The sequence below is a fragment of the Streptomyces sp. NPDC005925 genome, from assembly GCF_040638805.1.
GTDB lineage: Bacteria > Actinomycetota > Actinomycetes > Streptomycetales > Streptomycetaceae > Streptomyces.
On record NZ_JBEXVL010000021.1, the window covers coordinates 40,846 to 63,035 of the forward strand.

The 22,190-nt window shown below is 72.9% G+C and carries 17 protein-coding genes and 1 pseudogene; 10 read left to right on the top strand and 8 right to left on the bottom strand.

The genetic code is table 11. The annotated features are described in order from the left end of the window. Window positions 1-96 precede the first annotated feature (96 nt). The 3 genes from ilvA (at window position 97) to ABZ354_RS21665 (ending at window position 3,358) form a co-directional block, all read left to right on the top strand. Window positions 97-1,326, top strand: coding sequence for a threonine ammonia-lyase (gene ilvA / locus ABZ354_RS21655; RefSeq protein ID WP_358659087.1), 1,230 nt, complete (start codon window positions 97-99; stop codon window positions 1,324-1,326). Window positions 1,327-1,505: 179 nt separating this feature from the next. After that, window positions 1,506-2,516, top strand: coding sequence for an ATP-binding cassette domain-containing protein (locus ABZ354_RS21660; RefSeq protein ID WP_358659089.1), 1,011 nt, complete (start codon window positions 1,506-1,508; stop codon window positions 2,514-2,516). Next, window positions 2,513-3,358: an ABC transporter permease gene (locus ABZ354_RS21665; protein WP_358659091.1), complete on the top strand. Its 846-nt coding sequence runs from the start codon at window positions 2,513-2,515 to the stop codon at window positions 3,356-3,358. The genes ABZ354_RS21660 and ABZ354_RS21665 overlap by 4 nt, the downstream gene beginning before the upstream one ends. A gap of 59 nt (window positions 3,359-3,417) precedes the next feature. On the opposite strand, the gene greA is transcribed toward ABZ354_RS21665, so the two are convergent. Both greA and ABZ354_RS21675 read right to left on the bottom strand, forming a co-directional pair. Then, window positions 3,418-3,915: a transcription elongation factor GreA gene (gene greA, locus ABZ354_RS21670; RefSeq protein ID WP_358659093.1), complete on the bottom strand. Its 498-nt coding sequence runs from the start codon at window positions 3,913-3,915 to the stop codon at window positions 3,418-3,420. 232 nt (window positions 3,916-4,147) lie between these two features. Further along, complete coding sequence (locus ABZ354_RS21675; RefSeq protein WP_358659095.1) at window positions 4,148-4,546, bottom strand: DUF4307 domain-containing protein; 399 nt, start codon at window positions 4,544-4,546, stop codon at window positions 4,148-4,150. Between the two features lie 222 nt (window positions 4,547-4,768). On the opposite strand from ABZ354_RS21675, the gene mca reads away from it, so the two are divergent. The 3 genes and pseudogenes from mca to ABZ354_RS21690 all read left to right on the top strand — a co-directional run. Next, on the top strand, window positions 4,769-5,629 hold the full coding sequence (gene mca, locus ABZ354_RS21680; protein WP_358659181.1) for a mycothiol conjugate amidase Mca: 861 nt from the start codon (window positions 4,769-4,771) through the stop codon (window positions 5,627-5,629). After that, window positions 5,622-5,921, top strand: a complete 300-nt coding sequence (locus tag ABZ354_RS21685) for a hypothetical protein (protein ID WP_358659097.1) — start codon at window positions 5,622-5,624, stop codon at window positions 5,919-5,921. Before mca ends, ABZ354_RS21685 begins: the two co-directional genes overlap by 8 nt. Before the next feature lie 1,506 nt (window positions 5,922-7,427). Continuing rightward, window positions 7,428-8,063, top strand: a pseudogene (locus tag ABZ354_RS21690) (transposase); the annotation flags it as partial. Between the two features lie 42 nt (window positions 8,064-8,105). Here ABZ354_RS21690 and ABZ354_RS21695 read toward each other — a convergent pair. Then, window positions 8,106-8,507 (bottom strand): hypothetical protein, encoded by a 402-nt coding sequence (locus tag ABZ354_RS21695; RefSeq protein WP_358659099.1) that lies wholly within the window; start codon window positions 8,505-8,507, stop codon window positions 8,106-8,108. A 60-nt stretch (window positions 8,508-8,567) separates the two neighbouring features. Continuing rightward, window positions 8,568-10,481 carry a helix-turn-helix domain-containing protein gene (locus tag ABZ354_RS21700; protein ID WP_358659101.1) on the bottom strand — a complete coding sequence of 638 codons (1,914 nt, stop codon included), beginning with the start codon at window positions 10,479-10,481 and terminating at the stop codon, window positions 8,568-8,570. Between the two features lie 514 nt (window positions 10,482-10,995). Between ABZ354_RS21700 and ABZ354_RS21705 the strand changes: the two genes are divergently transcribed. Beyond that, complete coding sequence (locus ABZ354_RS21705) at window positions 10,996-11,772, top strand: 2,3-dihydro-2,3-dihydroxybenzoate dehydrogenase (protein ID WP_358659103.1); 777 nt, start codon at window positions 10,996-10,998, stop codon at window positions 11,770-11,772. Between the two features lie 66 nt (window positions 11,773-11,838). On the opposite strand, the gene asnB is transcribed toward ABZ354_RS21705, so the two are convergent. The 4 genes from asnB to ABZ354_RS21725 form a co-directional block, all read right to left on the bottom strand. Next, window positions 11,839-13,674, bottom strand: coding sequence for an asparagine synthase (glutamine-hydrolyzing) (gene asnB / locus ABZ354_RS21710; protein ID WP_358659105.1), 1,836 nt, complete (start codon window positions 13,672-13,674; stop codon window positions 11,839-11,841). Between the two features lie 127 nt (window positions 13,675-13,801). Next, window positions 13,802-15,256, bottom strand: a complete 1,455-nt coding sequence (locus ABZ354_RS21715) for an MFS transporter (protein WP_358659107.1) — start codon at window positions 15,254-15,256, stop codon at window positions 13,802-13,804. Between the two features lie 138 nt (window positions 15,257-15,394). After that, window positions 15,395-15,802, bottom strand: a complete 408-nt coding sequence (locus ABZ354_RS21720; protein WP_358659183.1) for a hotdog fold thioesterase — start codon at window positions 15,800-15,802, stop codon at window positions 15,395-15,397. Window positions 15,803-15,888: 86 nt separating this feature from the next. After that, window positions 15,889-17,592 carry a class I adenylate-forming enzyme family protein gene (locus ABZ354_RS21725; RefSeq protein ID WP_358659108.1) on the bottom strand — a complete coding sequence of 568 codons (1,704 nt, stop codon included), beginning with the start codon at window positions 17,590-17,592 and terminating at the stop codon, window positions 15,889-15,891. Window positions 17,593-18,014: 422 nt separating this feature from the next. Here ABZ354_RS21725 and ABZ354_RS21730 point away from each other — a divergent pair, with 422 nt between their 5' ends. The 3 genes from ABZ354_RS21730 to ABZ354_RS21740 are packed head-to-tail and all read left to right on the top strand — an operon-like array spanning window position 18,015 to window position 22,185. Then, window positions 18,015-19,976 (top strand): AMP-binding protein, encoded by a 1,962-nt coding sequence (locus ABZ354_RS21730; protein WP_358659110.1) that lies wholly within the window; start codon window positions 18,015-18,017, stop codon window positions 19,974-19,976. Beyond that, window positions 19,973-21,106, top strand: a complete 1,134-nt coding sequence (locus ABZ354_RS21735) for a beta-ketoacyl synthase N-terminal-like domain-containing protein (RefSeq protein ID WP_358659112.1) — start codon at window positions 19,973-19,975, stop codon at window positions 21,104-21,106. The genes ABZ354_RS21730 and ABZ354_RS21735 overlap by 4 nt, the downstream gene beginning before the upstream one ends. After that, window positions 21,103-22,185 carry a beta-ketoacyl synthase N-terminal-like domain-containing protein gene (locus tag ABZ354_RS21740; protein ID WP_358659114.1) on the top strand — a complete coding sequence of 361 codons (1,083 nt, stop codon included), beginning with the start codon at window positions 21,103-21,105 and terminating at the stop codon, window positions 22,183-22,185. The genes ABZ354_RS21735 and ABZ354_RS21740 overlap by 4 nt, the downstream gene beginning before the upstream one ends. Window positions 22,186-22,190: the final 5 nt, after the last annotated feature.

A 22,190-nucleotide genomic window follows, 5' to 3' on the forward strand; every position in this document is an offset into this window, starting at 1 on the left:
ACGCGGATGGGAGGCGGGCTGTACCGGGGCTGAGGCATCCGGTCTCGCACGGTGGTCGGAGCGGCCGATTCCGCTCTGAACTGCGATGCTTGTGTCATGAGCTACACCACGGCTGACTCCTTGCGGACCGTCACTCTGGACGATGTCCGGGGCGCTCAGAAGATGCTTTCGGGCGTTGCACGAGTCACCGCGATGGAGGGCAGCAGGCACCTTTCCCAGATGGTGGGCGCCCCTGTCCACCTCAAATGCGAGAACCTGCAACGGACGGGTTCGTTCAAGCTGCGCGGCGCGTATGTGCGGATTGCCGGGTTGCTGCCCGAGGAGCGGGCCGCCGGGGTCGTCGCGGCGAGCGCCGGCAATCACGCCCAGGGCGTCGCCCTCGCCTCCACCCTGCTCGGCGTGCGGTCCACGGTCTTCATGCCCAGGGGCGCCCCGCTGCCGAAGATCAGCGCCACCGAGGACTACGGCGCCGAGGTGCGGCTGCACGGCCACGTGGTCGACGAGACGCTGGCCGCCGCGCAGGAGTACGCGGAGCGAACCGGCGCGGTGTTCATACACCCCTTCGACCACCACGACATCATCGCAGGTCAGGGCACGGTCGGCCTGGAGGTTCTGGAACAGTGCCCCGAGGTGCGCACGATCGTCGTCGGCGTCGGCGGGGGCGGGCTGGCGGCCGGAATCGCGGTGGCGGTGAAGTCGCTCAGGCCGGACGTGCGGATCGTGGGTGTGCAGGCGGAGGGTGCCGCGGCGTACCCGCCCTCGCTGGCGGCGGGCCGGCCGGTGTCGGTGCGCAAGCCGGTGACGATGGCGGACGGCATCAAGGTCGGGCGGCCCGGCGACGTGCCGTTCAGAATCGTCGGCGAACTGGTCGACGAGGTGCGTACGGTCACGGAGGACGAGCTGTCCGCGGCGCTGCTGCTGTGCCTGGAGCGGGCCAAGCTGGTCGTGGAGCCGGCCGGGGCCAGCCCGGTGGCGGCGCTGCTGAGCAGGCCGGACGCCTTCGACGGGCCGGTCGTGGCGGTGCTGTCCGGCGGGAACGTCGATCCGGTGCTGATGGAGCGGGTGCTGCGGCACGGCATGGCGGCACAGGGCCGCTACCTGGCCGTACGGCTCCGGCTGCCCGACCGGCCGGGGGCTCTCGCGACGCTCCTCGGCGTGCTGTCGGGGGTCGACGCCAACGTCCTGGACGTGAGTCACGTACGGACCGATCCGCGGCTCGGACTCACGGAGGTGGAGGTCGAACTCCACCTGGAGACCAAGGGCCCGGCGCACTGCGCCGAGGTGAGCCAGGCCCTGCACGACGCGGGCTATCTCGTGATCGGCTGACCGCTGCCGCCGGGTGGTCCGTAGCCGCGAGTGGACTCCTGATCCGCAAAACCCCAGGTCGGACGGCTCCCCTCGCCATTTCGCGAAAACTCCGTTGAAGGACGCGATACATCGCGTTACAGTGTGTGTCGGCGCACTTCCTGTGTGACGCGGCACAACCCGACGACGTGGAGGCTCATATGCCGGGCGCCATCCATGCCGAAGGCCTGGTGAAGACCTTCGGTGACGTAAAGGCTCTGGACGGCGTCGATCTCGACGTCCCGGAGGGCACCGTCCTGGGGCTCCTGGGACCCAACGGTGCGGGCAAGACGACGGCTGTCCGCTGCCTCACCACGCTCCTGCGCCCCGACAGCGGCAGAGCGGTGGTCGCCGGCCTCGACGTGCTCGAGCAGCCGGACGCGGTACGCCGCTCCATCGGCCTGTCCGGCCAGTTCGCGGCGGTCGACGAATACCTCACCGGCCGCGAGAACCTCCAGATGGTCGGCCGGCTCTACCAGATGTCGGCCAGAGCGGCGAAAGCCCGCGCGGCCGAGCTGCTGGAACAGTTCCACCTGGTCGACGCCGCCGACCGCCCCACCAAGACCTACTCCGGAGGCATGCGCCGCAGGCTCGACCTCGCGGCGGCGCTCGTCGTCTCCCCGCCCGTGATGTTCATGGACGAGCCGACCACCGGCCTCGACCCCCGCAACCGGCAGCAGTTGTGGGAGGTCATCAAACACCTCGTCTCCGGCGGTACCACGCTGCTGCTCACCACGCAGTACCTGGAAGAGGCCGATCACCTCGCGCACGACATCGCGGTGGTCGACCACGGCCGTGTCATCGCCCAGGGCACCTCCGACCAGCTCAAGGCCCGCACCGGCGGGGAGCGCGTCGAGGTCGTCGTGCACGAACGCGCGCACATGGCCGCCGCCTCCGAGGTGCTGCGCGGCTTCGGCAAGGGCGAGACCACGGTCGACGAGCACATGCGCAAGCTCACCGTGCCCGTGACCGGCGGCGCCAAGCTCCTCGCCGAGGTCATCCGCGAGCTGGACACCCGCGACATCGAGATCGACGACATCGGCCTGCGCCGCCCCACACTCGACGACGTCTTCCTCTCCCTGACCGGCCACCTGGCCGAGGCGCCGGAGCAGGAGGAGGACGGCGCGCGGGGGGATGCCGGAGGCAGGCGCAGGAAGGAGACCGCCCCGTGAGCACCGTCACCGACACCGCGCGGATCGCACCGCCCCGCAACCCTCTCGTCAGGCTGATCCGGGATTCCCTGGTCGTCGCCCAGCGCAATCTGATCAGGATGGCCCGGATCCCCGAGATGGTGGTGTTCGGGCTCATCCAGCCGATCATGTTCGTGGTGCTGTTCACCTACGTGTTCGGCGGCTCCCTGAACATCGGCGGCAGTACCGACTCGTCCGTCTACCGCGAGTTCCTGATGGCCGGCATTTTCGCGCAGACCGTCACCTTCGCCACGGCCGGAGCGGGCGCGGGCATCGCCGACGACATGCACAAGGGCCTCATCGACCGGTTCCGCTCGCTGCCGATGGCGCGCGGCGCGGTGCTGACCGGGCGGACCCTCGCCGACCTGGTGCAGACCGCGCTCACCCTGTCCGTGCTGGCCATGGTCGCGCTGCTGGTCGGCTGGCGCACGCACACCAGCATCGGCGAGGTACTCGGCGCGTTCGGACTGCTGCTCCTGGCCGGGTACGCGTTCACCTGGATCGGCGCAGTGATCGGCCTGTCCGTGCGCACCCCGGAGGCGGCCACCTCGGGCGGACTGATCTGGCTGTTCCCGGTCACGTTCATCTCGAACGCCTTCGTGGACTCGGACCGGATGACGCCCTGGCTGCGGCACATCGCCGAATGGAACCCGTTCAGCGCCACCGTCCAGGCCTGCCGTCAGCTGTTCGGCAACCCCGGCGTCTCCCAGTCCGACGCCTGGCCCATGCAGCATCCGGTGTGGGCGTCGCTGGTCTACTCGCTACTGATCATCCTCATATTCAGAACGCTCGCGGTGCGCAAGTACCGGTCCGCGACCGCATGAGTGCGCCCCCGGTGCCAAGAAGGGGCACCGGGGGCACGACTCGGACGTCGACGGGCGGGTCAGCCGTTGTACGGCTCGGCCTTGAGGATGCGGACCGACGCCTTCTTGCCGTTCGGCAGCTCGTACTGGGCGTCGTCGCCGACCTTGCGGCCGATCACGCCGGCGCCGAGCGGCGACTGCGGAGAGTAGGTCTCGATGTCGGAGCTCGCGTACTCGCGCGAGGCGAGCAGGAAGGTCAGCGTGTCGTCCTCGTCGCCGTCGAAGGCGATCGTGACGACCATGCCGGGCGCCACCGCGCCGTTGGCGGCCGGGGCCTCACCGACCTTGGCGTTGTCGAGAAGCTGGGTGAGCTGGCGCACACGGAGCTCCTGCTTGCCCTGCTCCTCCTTGGCCGCGTGGTACCCGCCGTTCTCACGCAGGTCGCCCTCCTCGCGCGCAGCGGCGATCTTGGCGGCGATCTCCGTGCGCGCGGGACCAGTAAGGTACTCAAGCTCGTCCTTGAGCTTGTTGTACGCCTCCTGGGTCAGCCAGGTGACGTTCTCGCTGGTCTGGGTCACAGGTGCTCCTCGTAGGTACTGGGAAGACAAAGCATCGCCCTACCCAGAAGCATGTTCCTTCATGAGAGGGCGAAACCACGAGCCTAACAATTCCCTGCCCGAAGGGGGAGGACATAAGCGATCAGAATCACGTCAACGCAGGTCAGTGGGTACGGATTCCGAGTGACTGCCCCAGGGCGGCCCGGTGAGGGGAGCCTCGGGTGCCGGGGCTTCGGGGCGGCCCCGGGCCGGGTCAGTCGGCGTGGCAGCCGAGCAGTTCGGCGGTCGTGCCCGGCGACGTCGTACGGAGCGTGACGACCTTGTCGACGCGCGTGGCGTCACCCTCGAAACGGAAGTCGGCGCGGCCCACCTCGGCGCCGTTCGCCGCCTGTGACCGCACGGTGCAGTAGCCGTCGGCGCCGGCGTCCTTGCGGACCTCCAGGTGCACCTTCACGGCGTCCTTCGTGATGTCGAACTCGATCACTTCCGCGCTGATCCTGCTCTGGCCGACGTAGTGGTAGCCGAAGTAACCGATGAGGGCCAGCAGTGCCGCTCCGAGGACGGCGCCGACGATCTTGAGAGTGCGGTCGTCGCGTCCGGCCGGGGCGCGTCCGTAACGGCCCTCGGGCGGTCGCGTGCTCGCCGTGCTCATGATCGTCCTCTCGGCAGGAACGGGACAGCGGTCCCGGAAAGGGCCCCGGAGTCCGGCCCCGGAATTATTCACCCGTGGATTCGGTCACTATAGAAGCCCCACTCGCAAGCCCGCCGTCGCCCCTCGAGGACGTGCCTACGGGGCGGCACCATTGGAATGCGCCGACGCACACCGGGCGCCGACTGACTGAGGAATTGAGTCTTGACTGACCAGCTGCGACTGATGGCCGTGCACGCCCACCCCGACGACGAGTCGAGCAAGGGCGCGGCCACCATGGCGAAGTACGTGTCCGAGGGGGTGGACGTGCTGGTCGTGACCTGCACGGGCGGGGAGCGCGGCTCCATCCTCAACCCCAAGCTGCAGGGCGACACGTACATCGAGGAGAACATCCACGAGGTACGCAAGAAGGAGATGGACGAGGCCCGCGAGATCCTCGGCGTGAAGCAGGAGTGGCTCGGTTTCGTCGACTCCGGGCTGCCGGAGGGCGACCCGCTGCCGCCGCTTCCCGAGGGCTGTTTCGCCCTGGAGGACGTCGACAAGGCGGCCGGCGAGCTCGTGAAGCAGATCCGTTCGTTCCGTCCGCAGGTCATCACCACCTACGACGAGAACGGCGGTTACCCGCACCCCGACCACATCATGACCCACAAGATCACGATGGTGGCCTTCGAGGGCGCGGCCGACACCGAGAAGTACCCGGAGGCCGGGTTCGGACCGGCGTACCAGCCGCTGAAGGTGTACTACAACCAGGGCTTCAACCGGCCCCGGACCGAGGCGCTGCATCAGGCGCTGCTGGACCGCGGGATGGAGTCGCCGTACGGGGACTGGCTGAAGCGCTGGGACGAGTTCGAGCGCACGGAGCGGACGATCACCACGCACGTGCCGTGCGCCGACTTCTTCGAGATCCGCGACAAGGCGCTGATCGCGCACGCCACGCAGATCGACCCCGACGGGGGCTGGTTCCGGGTGCCGATGGAGCTCCAGAAGGAGGTCTGGCCCACGGAGGAGTACGAGCTCGCGAAGTCTCTCGTGGCGACCTCCCTCCCCGAGGACGACCTCTTCGCGGGCATCCGCGACAATGCCTGACATGAGCGCAAGCGCAAGCCAGGCAATGACGCACCTCGTGGTATTCGCCAAGGAGGTGGACGAGGACAAGGTGACCCCCGGCGTCCTCGGGTTCATCGTGTTCGCGGCGATGGCGTTGGCGGTGTGGGCCCTGATGAGGTCGATGAACCGGCACATGGGGAAGGTCGACTTCGCGGAGCCGGCGGACGGCGCCGGCAACGGTGACGGCGAGGGCCGCACCGGGAGCGCCCGGGAGCGGGGTGCTTCCCAGGAGGCCGAGACCTCCGGTCCGGCGGGGCCGCGCAAGGGCTGACCGACTCCGGTTCTCGGGCGTCGGGCGTCGGGCGCGAGACCCGGTTCGCGGTGACGCGGGTGGGCGCGCGGGCGGCGGATGCCGGGGCGGCCGTCGCCGCTGCGGGCTTGCCCATCTGCGGTTCGCCCACCTGCGGGTCCGCCCACCCGCGGGCTTGCCCACCTGGGGGCTCGCCACCCCCGAGCCCGCCCAACCGTGGGACTGCCCAACCGTGAGCCCGCCCATCCGGGGAATGAGGGGCTCGCCGGACTGACGTTCTCCTTGCCGGCTTTCGGAGGCCGCGTCCGGTCGGTCCGGCGTCCGTCCCGCGCGGGCGGCCACTCCGGCCCACCGGCCCGCCTCGCTGCCGGCTTCTGTCAGTCCCCGGCCGCACTGTCTGCTCCTGCTGTCAGTGCCTGCCCACGCTGCCCGTTCCTGCTGGCAGTCCCCGGCCACACTGTGTGTTTGCCGTCAGTCTCCGCCGCCGTTGCCCGCTCCTGCTGGCAGTCCCTGCCCGCGCTGCCCGTTCCTGCTGGCAGTCCCTGCCCGCGCTGCCCGTTCCTGCTGGCAGTCCCTGCCCGCGCTGCCCGTTCCTGCTGGCAGTGCCCGGCCACACTGTGTGTTTCTGCCGTCAGTCCCCGCCCACGCTGCCCGCTCCTGCCGTCAGTCCCCGGCCGCGGGCACCGGTTCCGCCGTCACCTCGCGGGGCGGCCCGAGACACCTCGCGGGGCGGCCCGGAGACATGTCGAGACGCCGGGCTGCCACCCCGGCCCGGGGAAGCCGACCGTGCTCCCGGCACCGACTGGCCGGTGCTGCGCCGAAGCCGAACACCGACTGGCCGGTGCTGCGCCGCGCGCGGGGCGGGTGAGCGGTACGCCGCCGCCTCGCGTTGACGCGGGCCACGCGGGCCGGGCCACGCGAGCCATCCGACCTGTCTCAGCCGTCTCAGCTGTCCGAGCTGTCCGAGCTGTCCGAGCTGTCCGAGCTGTCCGAGCTGTCCGAGCGAGCCGCTGCCGGTCACTTCCGGCGGCGGCTCGCTCGCGTCCGCCGGGCCGGACCGGTCCGGGCGGGGGCCGTGCCGGTCCTGGCGGGGCCGGGAGCGATCCGGGTGCGGTCCCGGGGCGGTCGGAGTTCGATACCCGGGCATGGCGGATCTTCCGCCTCTCTTGCGGTCTTCCGCATCGTCCCGGCGTACGGGAACAACCACTCCTCTCATACCGAAAACGTGCGAGGTCGCCGCAATGGGGAGGAAGGGGCGGGAGGTGGTGGGGGAGTCCCCTGTGTGTGGTGATGCCGCACGCGGTGGCCGGTGTCCGGCGGACACCTGCCGCCGGGAAGTGCGTGTGTGACCACTGTGGGCCACCGTCCGCGCGTGGTCCGGCACACCTGGGCCCCGGGTGCGGTCACCGCCTAGCGTTCCGAATCGATCGGACATCAGTGCGGATGACACATCGGTGAGCACGCCTGGGGGCCCTCGTGAAGAGCAGCACTTCCGTCGCGCCGCGTGAGCGTCACGGGCCGGTCGCCGTGGGGGAGACCTACGAGGCCGTCCTGGACGACCTGGCCTCGGCCCTGTTCGCCTCGCTGCCCCGCAGCGACCAGCGACGCCGGGGGGTCCAGTACGTACAGGGCCTGCTCCGCGCGCGGGGCCGCAAGTCGATCCGCAACATCGCGACGCTGATCGACGGGGCCGCCTCCGAGCAGAGCCTGCACCACTTCGTCTGCAGCTCCACCTGGGACTGGATGCCGGTGCGGCAGGAGCTGTGCCGCTACCTGGACCGGTTCGCCCCGCAACAGGCCTGGGTGGTTCACCCCGTGCTGATTCCCAAGGCGGGCAAGCACAGTGTGGGAGTGGGCCGGCGTTTCGTGCCCGCCCTCGGCCAGGTGCTCAACGCCCAGCAGGCGGTGAGCGTCTGGGCGGTGTCGCCGCAGCTGAGTGCTCCCGTCAACTGGCGGCTGCACCTGCCCGGACCGGCGGCGGACGGTACCGAACCGGCCTCCGGGGTGTCCTCGCCCCCGGATCCCGGTGGCGGGACGCTGGGCGACTGCGTGGCAGACACGTTCCTCGAGGTGGCCACCGGCTGGCAGCGATCGGCGTGCCCGGTGGTCCTGGACGCGCGCGAACTCGCGGTCACCGGGCTGCTGGGCCGGTTGCGCTCGGCGGGCGTCCCGATGATGGTCCGGGTGCGCCGCACCTTCCCGCTGTCACCGGTGGGCGCCGGGCGCGCGGGGCGCGTCGACAGCACCCTGCCGGCCCACCGGATACTCCGTACGTTCGGGCAGCCGTACCGCCTGGCGCCGGCCGCGGGGGAGGACGGCCAGGACGCCCGCACCCTGGTCGCGAGTGTCCGGGTGGTCCTGCCCCGGCGCGGGTCCGCCCCGGCCGCTCACCGCGATGAGGACGAGTTCGTCCTCTTCGGCGCCGGGCCGAAGGGGCGGCACTGGCCCACCGAGGTGTGGCTGAGCGACCTGGCGCAGCACCGGCCCGCCGCGCTGCACGGGCTGAGCCGGTCGGCCGCGCGGGTGGAACGCGACTTCGCCGACATCACCGACCGGGTCGGCGTACGGGACTTCGCCGGGCGCTCCTACAACGGCTGGCACCGCCATGTGACGCTCGCCTCGGCCGCCCACGCGGTGGCGGCGCTCGCCAGGAGTTCGGCCGTGCTGCTATCCGGCCCGTCCGGCGACCTCGTCCGGCTCGCCGGTGCGTCGCGCGATCAGGGACTGCCTGATCCCGTGCAGGCGCAGGGCGAGCTGGATCTTCAGCGTGTGGTCGGGCTGCTGCCAGTCGGGCGCGAGCAGGCTGCCGATGCGCTCCAGCCGGCGGGCGACGGTGTTCGGGTGGACGAAGAGCTGCTGGGCGGCGTACGTCGGGCTGCTGCCGCAGCGGAAGTACGTCTCCAGCGTCTTGGTCAGCTCGGTGAACCGCTGCCGGTCGTAGTCGAGGACGGGGCCGATCGCCGAGTGCACGAACGCCGTGACGTCGCGGCTGTCGGAGAGCAGTGCTCCGAGGAAGCCGAGGTCACGGGCGGAGGCGACACAGCCGGTGGCGCCGAGGGCGATCATCGCGTCGAGACACTGGCGGGCCTCCTCGAACGCGGCAGACGCGGCAACCCGGCCGGTCACCGGACCCGCCCCGGCGATGGTCACGGCACCCTCCAGCAGTGGCGCCAGCTCGTCCATGACGGCACGGGCGGCCCGGCCCGGGTCGGTGCCCGGCAGGACCATGACCAGCAGGTCGCGCTGCTCGCCCGCCAGACCGCCGGTGCGGCGGGCGTGACGCGCCGCCCAGGCGACCGCCTTGCCCAGTTCGTCGGTCCTCGGCAGGGCGACCAGGACGGCGTGCGGCCGTCCGGGGGCCAGGTTCCGCCCGGTCTGCTCGACCAGTCGCCAGGGCCCGGTGAGCAGGTCGTCCAGGGGGCCGTCACTGCGCTGGGCCGGGGCGGCGGCCTGCCCGGCCGTGTCCCCGAGGAGCAGGACGGCCATCGCCTCCGCGAGGATGGCCAGCACGTGTACGTCGGTGTCGGTGACCGGACGGTCCAGTCGCAGCAGGACGGTGCCGAGCCGGGCGCCCCTGGCCCTGATCGGGGCGGCCCACGTGCCGTCGCCCACGGAGACGGGGCGGCCCGCGGTGTGGGCGGCCACCGTGGCGGGCCCGTCGCCCCCCTCGTCGCCCCAGGCGCAGGCGCCGCCGGTCGTGTCGAGCACCGTGCCGTCGGCGGCGAGGATCCGCAGCGCGCCGCCCGTGCGGGCGGCGGCGGCCTCGGCCAGCGCGGACGGGGCCACGCCGTCCAGGGCCCGCCCGATCAGGCGGTGGTGCAGGTCCCGCAGGCCGGCGGTGGTCCGCAGTTGCCGCTCCGACTGCGCGTACCGGGCTTCGAGGGCGGACAGCTCGGTGCACGCCCGCTCCAGGGCCGTGACCTTGTCCACCGCGGCGCCGACGAGTTCGCCGAGCAGGCTCACGAGGGAGATCTCCTCGTGCGTGAAGTGCCGGGGGCTGCGGTCGGCGAGGCAGAGGGCGCCGGCCGGAGCGTCGTCGCGGCCGAGTGGCGTCACCAGTACCGCGCGTACGCTCTCGGCCGCGACCGCCGCGTCGAGCGCGTCGCTGTGCCGGACGCGGTCGTCGTGCGGGTAGTCGGGGCTCCAGACCGGGATCGCGGCGTTGCCGAGGCCGGCGACGGTGGGCAGGGTCAGGCCGATGGTGAGGGCCGACACGTGGCCGTCCGCCGCGCGGACGACCGCCGGGCCGCCGTCCGCGCCGGGGAGGGCGACGCAGGCCAGGTCGGTTCCGAGCAGCATGCGTGCCCGGCGGGTGACGACGTCGAGGAGGGAACACAGGCTGGCGGGCGCCGCGAGTTCCAGCGCGAGGCCGGCGAGGGCGGTCAGCCCGGCCTCACGGCGGCGCCGCAGTTCGCACCGTTCGTGGACGGCCCGGCCGAGCCGGATGGCCTCCTCGACGACCGCGAGGCCCTGCGGGTCGTCGGCGGTGCCGCGGCGGGCCCGGGCGGCGAAGGCTCCGAGGCTTTCGGCCGGAGCACCTTCGGCGAGCAACTCCAGGATGGTGACGGCGCTGGGCTCCACCCCGGTGATCTCCCGCCTCCCGGCCCTCCCGTCCTCCCCCTGAGAACCGTCCGAAGCGCGGGATCATGACGAGAACATGTAACTGCGGCGGGGAGGGCGCGGGCAGTTCATTTTCAGTCGCCTGCCGCGCTGTCCGGGATGCCCGGCTTGGCGCCCCGCGCCGATCGGGGTGAGGGGGCGGCGGGCCGGGCGCCGTCTGCCTCGGCTCTCCGCTGCGGGCACCCGCGGCGGCGTTCCCCGCTGCCTCTGTGACCTCCGGACGCTGTCCGGTTCTGTGCGTCCGGGTGGTTCTTACGTCCGGACTGTCTCGTCGCTCTGCCCGAACGGGCCGTCCGCTCCAGCGTCCCTCCAGTGTTCCTCCGGCGTTCCTCCGGTCCTTTTCGGCCAACGGGCGCCTCATCCATGGCCGGCTGCCCTTTTCCGGTGGCCGGCGTGACAGTCGTACCCGGCACCCGGCCTCCGGGTGTCCGGGTCGTGCGAAACCCGAATCAGTCGACCCGACGTGGAGATGCTCATGCAGAACAAGGTTGCCCTGGTCACCGGTGCGGCCGGCGGTATAGGAGCCGCCGTCGCCGAGGCGCTGGCCGGGCGGGGGGTGCGGGTGGCGGCCGTCGACCGGGACGCCGGGCGGCTGCACGAGACGGTCGCCGCGCTGGCCGCGGAGGGGCACCGTGTCGAGGCGTTTCCCGCGAACGTCTCCGACAGCGCCCAGGTGGAGTCGGCCGTGGCCGCCGCGGAGCGCAGTCTCGGACCGCTGGACTACCTGGTCAACGTCGCCGGCGTGCTGCACTACAAGCCGGTCCTCGACCTCACCGACGAGGACTGGCGGGCGACGTTCGGCGTGAACGCGGACGGCGTGTTCCACGTGTCCCGGGCCGTGGTCCGCTCCATGGTCGCGCGCGGCGGCGGGGCCGTCGTCACGGTGGCCTCCAACGCGGCCCTGGTGGCCCGGACCGGGATGGCGGCGTACTCCGCCTCCAAGGCCGCCGCCACGCTGTTCACCAAGAGCCTGGGCCTGGAGGTGGCCCGGTACGGCATCCGCTGCAACGTCGTGGCGCCCGGCTCCACCGACACCCCGATGCTCACCGGGATGTGGGGCGAGGAGGACGAGATCAGCCGGAAGGCCACCGTCGAGGGCGCCCTCGACACGTTCAAGCCGGGCATCCCGCTGGGCAAGCTGGCCATCCCCGGCGACATCGCGAACGCCGTCGTCTTCCTGCTGTCCGACGACGCCGGCCACATCACCCTGCAGGAACTCACCGTCGACGGCGGTGCCACGCTCGGCGTCTGACACGAAGACGGCGGGCCGCCCGTCCCGGGCGGCCCGCCGTCGCGTGCACGCTGCTCCCCGGAGCTCTCAGAGCTCCAGGTCGACGTCGTAGGTGCGCAGCCAGAAGTCCAGGGCGAGGATCAGTTCGGTGCCGGTCCGGTAGCCGGGGGCCGGGTCGTCGGCGGTGGCGGCGGCCAGCGCCTCCTCGTCCAGCAGCTCGCGCACCGGCGCGGCGGGGCCGTCCGTGGCGCGCTTGAGGGCGCTCCGCAGCCCGTCGAGGTACAGCGGGTCCTTGGTGATCGGGTACGGCGCCTTGATCCGGTCGGAGATCTCCGCCGGCAGCAGGTCGCGCGTGGCGGCCCGCAGCAGGCTCTTCTCCCGGCCGTCGAAGGACTTCATGGCCCACGGGGTGTTGAAGACGTACTGCACCAGGCGGTGGTCGCAGAACGGCACCCGGACCTCCAGGCTGGCCGCCATGCTGGCCCGGTCCTTGCGGTCCAGCATCCAGGGCAGGAAGCGCGTCAGATGGAGGTAGCCGATCTCCCGCATCCGCCGGTCGGAGGCGGACTCCCCGGCCAGGCGCGGCACTTCGGTGAGGGCCTCCTGATAGCGCTGGCTGCGGTATCCCTTGAGGTCGATCTTCGTCAGCAGTCCGCGGTTGATCAGGGACTCGCCGGGGCCGCTGCCGGGCCCGGCGATGCCGGTGCCGAACGGCGGGGCGAGCCAGGGGAAGGTGGCCGCGGCAACGGTTTCGGGGTGGTTGAACCACCGGTAGCCACCGAACACCTCGTCCGCGGACTCGCCGGACAGCGCCACGGTGCAGTGCTTGCGCACCTCCTGGAACAGCAGGTACAGCGAGGTGTCGCCGTCCCCGAGGTCGAACGGCAGGTCGCGGGCGCGCATGACCGCCTCGCGGGCGGTGGTGTCCAGCAGGCTCTGGGAGTGCAGGGAGACGACGTGGTGGTCGGAGCCCACATGCCGGGCCAGGAGCTCCGCGAACGGGGCGTCGGGGGTGCCGCGCCAGTCGTCGGCGCGGAAGTTGTCGGCGTGCCGGGCGAAGTCCAGTGCGAAGGACTTGATGGGGCCGCGGCGGGCGGCCAGCGCGGTGATGATGCTGGAGTCGAGTCCGCCGGAGAGCAGGGTTCCCACGGGTACGTCGGCCACCAGCTGGCGGTCGACGATGTCCTCCAGCAGCGACCGCACCTGGGCGATCGTGGTGTCCAGGTCGTCGGTGTGCTCGTACGACTCCAGGGCCCAGTAGCGGCGCACCGTGATGCCGCCGCGGCCGATGCGCAGGGTGTGGCCGGGCCGCAGTTCGTACATGCCCTTGTACAGGGCGTGGCCGGGGGTCTTGGTGAAGCCGAGGAGTTCGGCGAAGCCCTCGGCGTCGATCGCGGGCCGCACCCGGGGATGGGCCAGGATCGCCTTGGGCTCCGAGCCGAAGAGCAGGCCGCCGGGAAGGGGCTGGTAGTAGAGCGGCTTGATGCCCAGGCGGTCGCGGACCAGGAGGAGTTCCTCGGTCCGGGCGTCCCACAGGGCGAAGGCGTACTGGCCGTTGAGGTGCTCGGTGAAGTCCTCGCCCCACTCGAGGTAGGCGTGCAGGACGACCTCGGTGTCACTGGCGGTGCGGAAGGTGTGACCGCGGCCGAGCAGGTCCTGACGCAGCTCGCGGTAGTTGAACACCTCGCCGCTGTAGCTGAGGCCGATGACCACTTCGCCGTCGTGCTCGAAGAACATCGGCTGGCTGCCGCCGACCAGGTCGACGACGGACAGCCGGCGGTGGCCGAGGGCCACCGTCGGGGTGGTCCACACGCCCTCGGCGTCCGGCCCGCGGCAGATCATGGTCGCGGTCATCGCCTGGGCGACGTCCGCCGTGACGGGTACGTCCGGGTCGAAGGAGACCCATCCTGCTATTCCACACATGCGTGTCGCCTCTCGGAGTGGGAGGGAGCGGGGACGGGCTGCCCCGTCCCCGGGTCGTGTCAGCGAAGCGGCGCCGTTGCCCGGAGAGCGTCGTGGGGCAGGCGCCACTTCGCGGACACGGCCTGGGTCAGGTGCGGGAGGGCGGCGGGCTGAAGCGCTTGAACGTCCAGGTCGTCGCCATCACGACGAGGACGAGCAGGAAGCTCACCCCGGTCGCCCAGGCCATCGCGACGGACCAGTCGCGACCGGTGGGGTCGCCGCCCGCGACGGCGAAGAACAGGGCGCCGACGGCCGCGACACCCGCGGCGCTGGCGAACTGCTGGGCGGTGGTGAGGATGCCGGAGGCCGTGCCCGCGTCCTGCGGGCGGACCGTGGTGAGGGCCGCGCCGAACAGCGCGGGCAGCACCACCCCGTTGCCGCCGCCGATCAGGCACAGGCACAGCACGATGTACGGCAGGCCGGTGTCGGTGTCGGCCGCGATCAGGCGCAGGGCCAGCAGCGCCAGGCCGAGCGCGGTCACCCCGCCGGAGACCACCAGCGCGTTCATGCCCCAGCGCGCGGTGAGCCGGCCGCCGATCATCGAGGTGGCCGTGAACAGCACGCCCATCGGCGAGAACACCAGGCCCGCCTCCAGCGGGTCGAGGCCGAGACCGGCCTGCAGCAGCAGCGTCAGCGTGAACATGAAACTGCCGAAGTAGAGCATGAACGCCACACTGGCGATCACACCGCCGCGGAAGGACTCGCTGCGGAACAGGGACATGACGAGGACCGGGTTGCCGCCGCCGGCGGCGAGCTTCCGCTCCCACCACAGCGTGACCGCGCCCACCGGGACGGCCAGCGCCATGCTGATCCAGGTCCAGGCCGGCCAGCCCGAGCCGTGGCCGGTGGTCAGCGGGACCAGCAGCAGGGCCAGGGCGACCGAGACGCCGACCGCGCCGACCGGGTCGAGCCCGGTCTTCTCGCGGCGGATGTGAGCGGGCAGCACCTTCATCGCGGCGAACGCGATGACCAGGCAGAACGGCACGTTGATCAGGAAGATGGTGCGCCAGCCGAGATCGGCGAAGTCGGACGCCACCAGCCCGCCGCCGAGGACCTGGCCGGCGATGGAACCCAGGCCGGCCGCGGCGCCGTACCAGGCCATCGCGCGGCCCTTCTTCTCGTCCGGGAAGTACGCGGTGATGACGGCGAGGACCGGCGGCACCATGATCGCCCCGGCGAGGCCCTGGGCGAGCCGGGCGGCGATCAGCTGCGCGGGCGTGTCGGCGATCCCGCACAGCAGCGAGGTCACCCCGAAGGCGAGCGTGCCGATGACGAACAGGCGGCGGTGGCCGTAGCCGTCACCGAGCCGGCCACCGGTGATCATCCCGGCCGCGTACGCGAACGCGTACCCGCCGACGACGAGTTCGAGCTGGGCCGCACTGGCGTGGATGCTGCTCTCCAGGGAGGGCGCGGCCACGTTGACGACGAAGAAGTCGAACTGCGCGAAGAACATGGCCGACAACAGCACCAGGAGAATCGGCCCGGTGCGCAACGCGGGTGGCGCCCCGGTCTGTGTCTCGTGGCGGTCGGGGAGAGTGGTCATGGGGCTATTCCTCGGGAGTCTGTGCGGCCTGACGAGCGGTCAGGCGGCGTGTTCGGAGGCCGGGTTCGGGTCGGGCCGGGGACGCGAACAGTCTCTCCGGCTCCGGTCGGCGCGGCGATCCGCAGGCATGCCTTTGCGTCAACCGCGCCTGCGCCCGCGCCCGCCGTGCACGGCACAGGTGATCCGTGCCGTGCAGACCCGGCGGCCCGCCTCGTCGGAGACGACGACCTCGTAGCTGGCGGAGGAATCGCCGAGGTGCAGTGCCGTCGCCACACCCGTCACCGTGCCGGAGCGTACGGGCCGGTGGTGGGTGGCGTTGAGGTCCACACCGACGGCGATGCGCCCCTCGCCGGCGTGCAGGGCCGCGCCCAGTGAACCCAGGGACTCCGCGAACGCCGCCGAGGCCCCGCCGTGGAGTATGTGCTGCAACTGCGTGTTGCCGGCCACCGGCATGGTCGCCACGACACGCTCGGGGGTGGCCTCGAGGAAGACCACGCCCATCCGGCCGGCGAGGGTCTCGGCCCCGGCCTCGTTGACCCAGGCCACGACGGACTCGGACGGGCCGGTCGGCACGGCACCCGGCGGCCCCCCGAGCGGCGTCCCCGGTCCGGGAACCGCCGAGGTCGGCGCGGTCACGCGTCCGCCGCCTTCGTGCCGTCGGCGACAGCCACCGCCCGAGGGTCGGCGGGACGGTAGTCCTCCAGCGCCGCGTACTTCTCGCGCAGCAGGCGCTTGAGCACCTTGCCGGTGGGGCCGAGCGGGACGTCCTCGGGCGAGGGCGCGATCTCCAGCAGCGCCAGCGAGGGCTGGCCGGCACGCTCCAGGGCGGCGTTGGCCCGCCGCAGCAGGTCCGCGGCCGAGGCCTGCCGCCGCAGCGTCACCAGCGCCGCCGGGACGGTGCGCCCGTTCCGCCGGCCGGCGACCACCGAGCAGTCGGCCAGCTCGTCGACCGCGAGGAGCAGCTCCTCCTCCATCAGGGCCGAGTATCCGTCGCCCGTGTCGGTGCGGATGCGGTCGACCGCCCGGTCCACGTGGAAGAACTCGCCGTCGGCCGAGCGGCGTACCAGGTCCCCGGAGAGCCAGTACCCGGCGAGCATCGACCGGTAGGTGGCGTCGGAGTCGTTCCAGTACCCGTGGGCCACCGAGTCGCTGCGCACCCCGAGCAGGCCGACCTCGTCCGGGCCCGCCTCGGAGCCGTCCTCGTTCAGCACCGCGACCTCGGCGATCGGCACGGCGGTGCCCAGGTGGCGGGCGCGGGTGAGGGAGTCCTGGGTGAGGACCCTGCGCAGCGCGGCCCAGCCCAGCTCGGAGGAGCCCAGACCGTCGTCGATGATCGACCCGGGCACGCGTGTGCCCTCGGGCGTGGTGGTGTGCCCCAGCGCCATGAGGCGGCGCATGTGCGCGTCGTGGCCGCAGTCCCCGAGGTTCACCCACACCGCGACGGACTCGAAGTCCGCCGGGTCCGGGTCGTGCGTCGCCAGGTGCGAGAGGGCCTCGTTGAAGGCCAGGACGACATTCGGGCGGTGGGTGACGCAGCCACGGGCGATGCCCGGCCCGGTCGGGTCGGACCAGCCGACGGTGGGCACCCCGGCGAGCAGCGAGTAGAAGGTGAACGCGATGGCGCTGGAGTGCGACTGCGGTGCGCCCGCGAGTACCAGGACGTCCTCCGGCTCGGGGTGATTGACGAGCCGGAAGCGGGCGCCCGAGACGCTCTGGCGGTGGGTCCAGATCACCGGCTTGGGCGCGCCGGTGGTCCCGGACGAGTGGCAGATGACGACGGCGTCGTCGTCGCCGTGCCGGAACAACTGCGAGGCGAGCGGCGCACGGGCGCCCAGCACTCCCACTTCCTCGTCGAGGGCGGTCCAGCGCAGCTCGGGCAGCTCGCGCTCCCGCCCGGCGAACATCTCCAGCCGCTCCCGGTCGGTGAACAGTCCGACGGCGCCGGTGCGCCGGACCAGCCCGAGGGCGAGGTCGGGCAGCATGCGGCCGTTGATCAGTACGCCGATCGCGCCGATCCGGGCCAGCGCCGTCAGATGCACCTGGTACGCGAACGTGTCCGCGAGGTACACGCCGATCCGGTCGTGCGGCCCCACACCCCGGTCCAGGTACCAGGCCGACCACGCGTCGGCCAGGGCGTCGAGCTCGCGGAGGCTGAACTCCGACCGCAACTCCCCGTCCGGTCCTGCGAGCGGCTTGTCGGCGAGCAGCACCGGCAGATCCGCCGCCGGATTCGTCTCGACGGCTGTGCGCCAGGCGTTGCCGCCGCCGAGACCCGGTAGCTCCGCGAGACGTTGGCGCGCTTCAGGGGAGAGCATCGTTTTGGGCGTGAGCGGCATGAGATCACCTGGCTTCGATCGGGGAAATCTTCGGTGGACGTCACAACTCCGCCAGCGACGCGCGCGGGTACCGGACAACCCGGCCGCCGGTGCGACCCCCGTGCCGGCAGCCCGCACCGACGACCGCACCGGCGGCTCGTCCACGGAAAGCTAGGGGCGGGCCCCCGGCCGCCGCCAGCACGGTGCGGAAAGTGCGTCAGGTCGGCGTACGCACCCCCACGACCGGGCGTCGCACGACGTCCGGGCCCCGGCGCCGCACCGGACGGGGGGCCCGAACGGACCACCCACGGCGCGGACTTGACGGACTCCGACGACGTCGCTGACGCGCCGGAAGCCGCTCGGTTACGGTCCTGACGGCTTACCGGGAGACCCCCCGGAGTCATCGCAACCGGCCGTCCTACAGCCCGACAAGGAGCGCGCCCGTGCCGCCTGAGCGCTTATCTGACGCCGTGGAGCGGCTGCGCCACATCGTGGCGACCGTTCTCGAACTCGACCTTGCCGAGGTACCCGCCGACGCCTCCTTCCAGCAGGACCTGAAGCTGGACTCCCTCGAGAAGGTCGAGGTCGCCGTGCGCATCGAGCGGGCCTTCGGCCGTGGGCTCGCCGACGAGGAGTTCGCCGCCGTCGACAGCGTCCTCGACGCCGCCGGCCTGCTCGACGCCGCCGGCCCACTCGCCCCGGCGCCCACGGGGCAGGAGCCCCCGGCGCCGGAGGAGCAGGACCTCATGGTGACCGCGGGGCCCAGCACCGCGGGGCAGGAGCCCCCGGCCGCCGCATCCGCCCCGGGCACGGCCCCCGCCGCCCCCGCCTCCGCGGACCGCGCCGCCCCGCGGCGGGCCGCCGCGGCCCCGGCCGGCACCGGCACGGGCCCGGCCCCCGGCGGCACCGACCTGGTGCGAAGGCTGGTCGGCCGTCACCTCGCCGCCGGTCACGGCGGCCGGACCGCGTACGTCGATCCCGATGCCGGTGAGATCAGCTACCGCGACCTGTACGAGGCCGCCCGGGGGTACGCCGGAGCGCTGAAGGCCCTCGGGGTGCAGCCCGGCACGCGCGCTCTGGTCGTCGCCCAGGACTCGGTGGCCACCGTCGTCGCCTTCCTCGGACTCTGGTGGCACGGCTGTGTGCCCGTCCCCGTGAGCCCCCTGCTCGGCGAGGACGAGCGGGACCTCATCGCCGCCGACTGCGCCGCCGGGGTCCTCCACCTGGACACCGCCCCGGCCGGTGCACCCGAGGGCCTCGTCCTGCTCACCGGCGACGAGGTCCGCGCCGGCCTGCGCGGCGGCGGCCCCACCACCGCCCACCGCCCCGGCCTCGCCGAGGCGCCCGCGCTTCACCCGGCCGACCGGGCCGCCCTCATCCAGTACACCTCCGGCAGTACGGGGACGCCCAAAGGCGTCCAGCACTCCGCCGCCGGGATCGTCGCCATGCTCGACGGTTTCGGCGGCCGACTCGGACTGCGCGCCGACGACGTCGTGCTGTCCACCGCCCGGATGCCCTTCGGCTACGGCTTCGGCAGCTCCGTCCTGTGCAGCCTCGACGTCGGCGCGACCACCGTCCTGATCGGCGGGGCGGTCGACGTCCGCGTCGTCGGGGCCGCCCTGCGCCGTCACCGCCCGACGGTCCTGTGCTCCGTACCGCGCCTCTACGCGGCGCTGCTCGACGCCCTGCGCCCCGGCGACGAGGCCGTGGCCGGGCTGCGGCTGTGCCTGACCGCGGGCGAGAACTGCCCGGCCGACCTGTACCTCCGGATCCAGGACACCTTCGGCGCGGCCGTCGTGAACTGTTTCGGCGCGACCGAACTCATGCACGTCGTCGTCGCCACGCCGCCCGACCGCCCGATGCCCGGACGGATGGGCATGCCCGTCCCCGGCGTCACCGCCACCGTCCGCGACGAACACGGCCGGCCGGTGCCCGACGGCACCGAGGGCCGCCTGCACATCGCGGGCCCCTCCGTCTCGCTGGGCTACCTCAACCGCCCCGACGCCGACCGGGTCACCTTCGCCGACGGGGGCGCCTACACCGGGGACCTGGTCCGCCGGGACGCCGACGGCGGCCTCACCCACCTGTGCCGCGTCGACGACGTCCTCAACCTGGGCGGCTACAAGGTGGCCCCGGCCGAGATCGAGGCGGTGGTGCGCGACGTCGACGGCGTCCGCGACTGCGCCGTGGTCGCCGCCCGCGACGACGACGGCCTGGAGTGCGCCGTGGCGTTCCTCGTCACCGACGACGCCGACCACGACACCGTCCGCCGGGCCGTGCGGTCCCGTATCCGCACCGGCCTCGCGTCCTACAAACGTCCGGCGCGGATGGAGTTCGTCGACGCGCTGCCCACCACGACCACCGGCAAGGTAGCCGCCCACCGACTTCGGGAGCAGGCAAAATGACGTGGGACATCACCGGGATGGGAGCGGTCGCCTGTGTGGGCGACACCCCGTCCGGCATCTTCGACTCGCTGTGCGCCGGCCGCGACGGCCTCGGCGCCCTCCAGGTCTTCGACCATGACAAGTACCGCGCCCGGCAGGCGTACGAGATCACCGACCGCGCCCGCCCGGGCGTCGACGAGCCGGCGCGGGCCACCCGCTGGCTCGTCGCGGCGATCGACCAGGCCCTCGCCGACGCGGGCCACAGCGACGACCTCGCCGACGTACCCGTCCTGGTCGGCACCACCCTCCAGGAACAGCGCAGCGCCGAACTGTGGTGGCGCCACGGCGCCCCGCTCGACCCCGGCGCGCTGCACTTCGGCACCGCCCTGAAAGAACGCTACGGCGCCACCCGTACGTACACCTTCGCCAACGCCTGTGCCGCCACGCTCTACGCGCTGGCCATGGGGACCGACCTGATCGAGCTCGGCGAGGCCGACACCGTCGTGGTGGCCGGGACCGACTCCATCGGCGAGAGCGCCTACGGCACCCTCGACCGGGTCCAGAACGAGGTGCCCGGGGCGCTGCGCCCCTTCGACCGCTCGCACGCCGGGATGCTGATGGGCGAGGGAGCCGTCGCGGTGGTGCTCACCCGCGCGGCCGGCCCCGGCCGGCAGGTCCACGCGCGGCTGCGCGCGGTCGGCGTGAACTGCGACGCCCACCACTCCACCGCCCCCGACCCGGAGGGCATCACCCGCGTCCTGCACGAGACCCACCGCCGGGCCGAGGTGGCGCCGCGGGACATCGACCTCGTCATGCTGCACGGCAGCGGCACCCCGAAGAACGACTCCACCGAGGCCGCCGTGCTGTCCCGGATGTTCCCGGCCGGGAGCGGACCGCTGATGACCGCCGTCAAGTCGATGACCGGCCACACCCTCGGCGGCTCCGGCCTGCTGAGCCTGGTCATGGCGGCGATCGCCCTGCAGCGCGGCCAGGTGCCGCCCGTCCTCGGCCTCGTCGACCCCATCGAGGAGGCCGCCGGTCTGCGGCTGGTGCGCGACAAGGCCGCCGCCGCGGACCTGACGCTCGCCCAGATCGACGCGTTCGGCTTCGGCGGGATCAACGCCGCCGCGATCCTGGAGGCAGCACGATGACCACCGCGCACCCCTCGGCGCCGGCGCCCGCCCGCCGCGAGGCCGTCGTCACCGGCGTGGGCCTGGCCGTCCCCGGCCTCACCCTGCCCGACGAACTGCTCGGCACCGTCCGCGAGGGCGGCTTCGACCCCCGTACCGGACTCGTCGGCCGCGACCTGCGGCACAAGGACCGCGCCTCCCGGCTCGCGCTGCGCAGCGCCACGCCCGCCCTGCGCGACGCGGGCCTGCTCGGCGACGACGGCTTCACCGGCCACGGCGACTCCACCGCCGTCGTGGTCAGCAGCAACTTCGGCATCCTGGACAGTGTCTGCTCCTTCGCCGACATCATCGCCCGGGACACCGTGCTCGGCCTCAGCCCGCTCGGGCTGCCGCAGACCTCCAGCAACGTGATCGCCGGATCGGTCGCCATGGCCCACAAGCTGCGCGGCCCGAGCGTCACCCTGTGCAACGGCCCCACCAGCGGCCTCGACGCCCTCTACTGGGCCCGCGCGCTCATCGTCGCCGGGCGCGCGGAGACGGCCCTGGTGATCGGCGTGGAGCCCGACGGCGACGCCGTCGCCAAGCTCCTCGGCGGGGCGGCCGTGGACGGCGCGGTGGCGCTCGTCATCGAGTCGGCCTCCCGCGCGGCCGAACGCGGCGCCCGGGTCCGCGCCGTCCTGGCCGGCTGCGCCCGTGGGGACAGCCTGACCGAGGCCGTCACCACCGCCCGGTCCGGCGGCCCCGGCCGGACCCCGGCGGACGAGGCCCGCCCCGGGCCCGCCGTCGACCTGTGGCTGACCGACCGCCCGGTCCCCGAGGAGGCCGCGGGGGGCCCCGAGCGGGACTCCGCGGACACCGCGGGGGGCGCCGAGTCCGCGCCGGACGACACGGCAGTCCCGCCCCGCGTCCGGGCCGGCGCCGTCCTCGACCCGACCGCGTCGCTCGGCCTCTGCTCCGGCGCGCTCGGACTGCTCCAGGCCGCCGCCGCCGTCGCGCACTTCGACGAGCACCCCGGCCACACCGCACTCGCCACCTGCGGGGGCCCCGAGGACGACGCCGTCGCCGCGGTGTTCCTGCACGGCCCCTGCCGCACCGCCTGATCAAA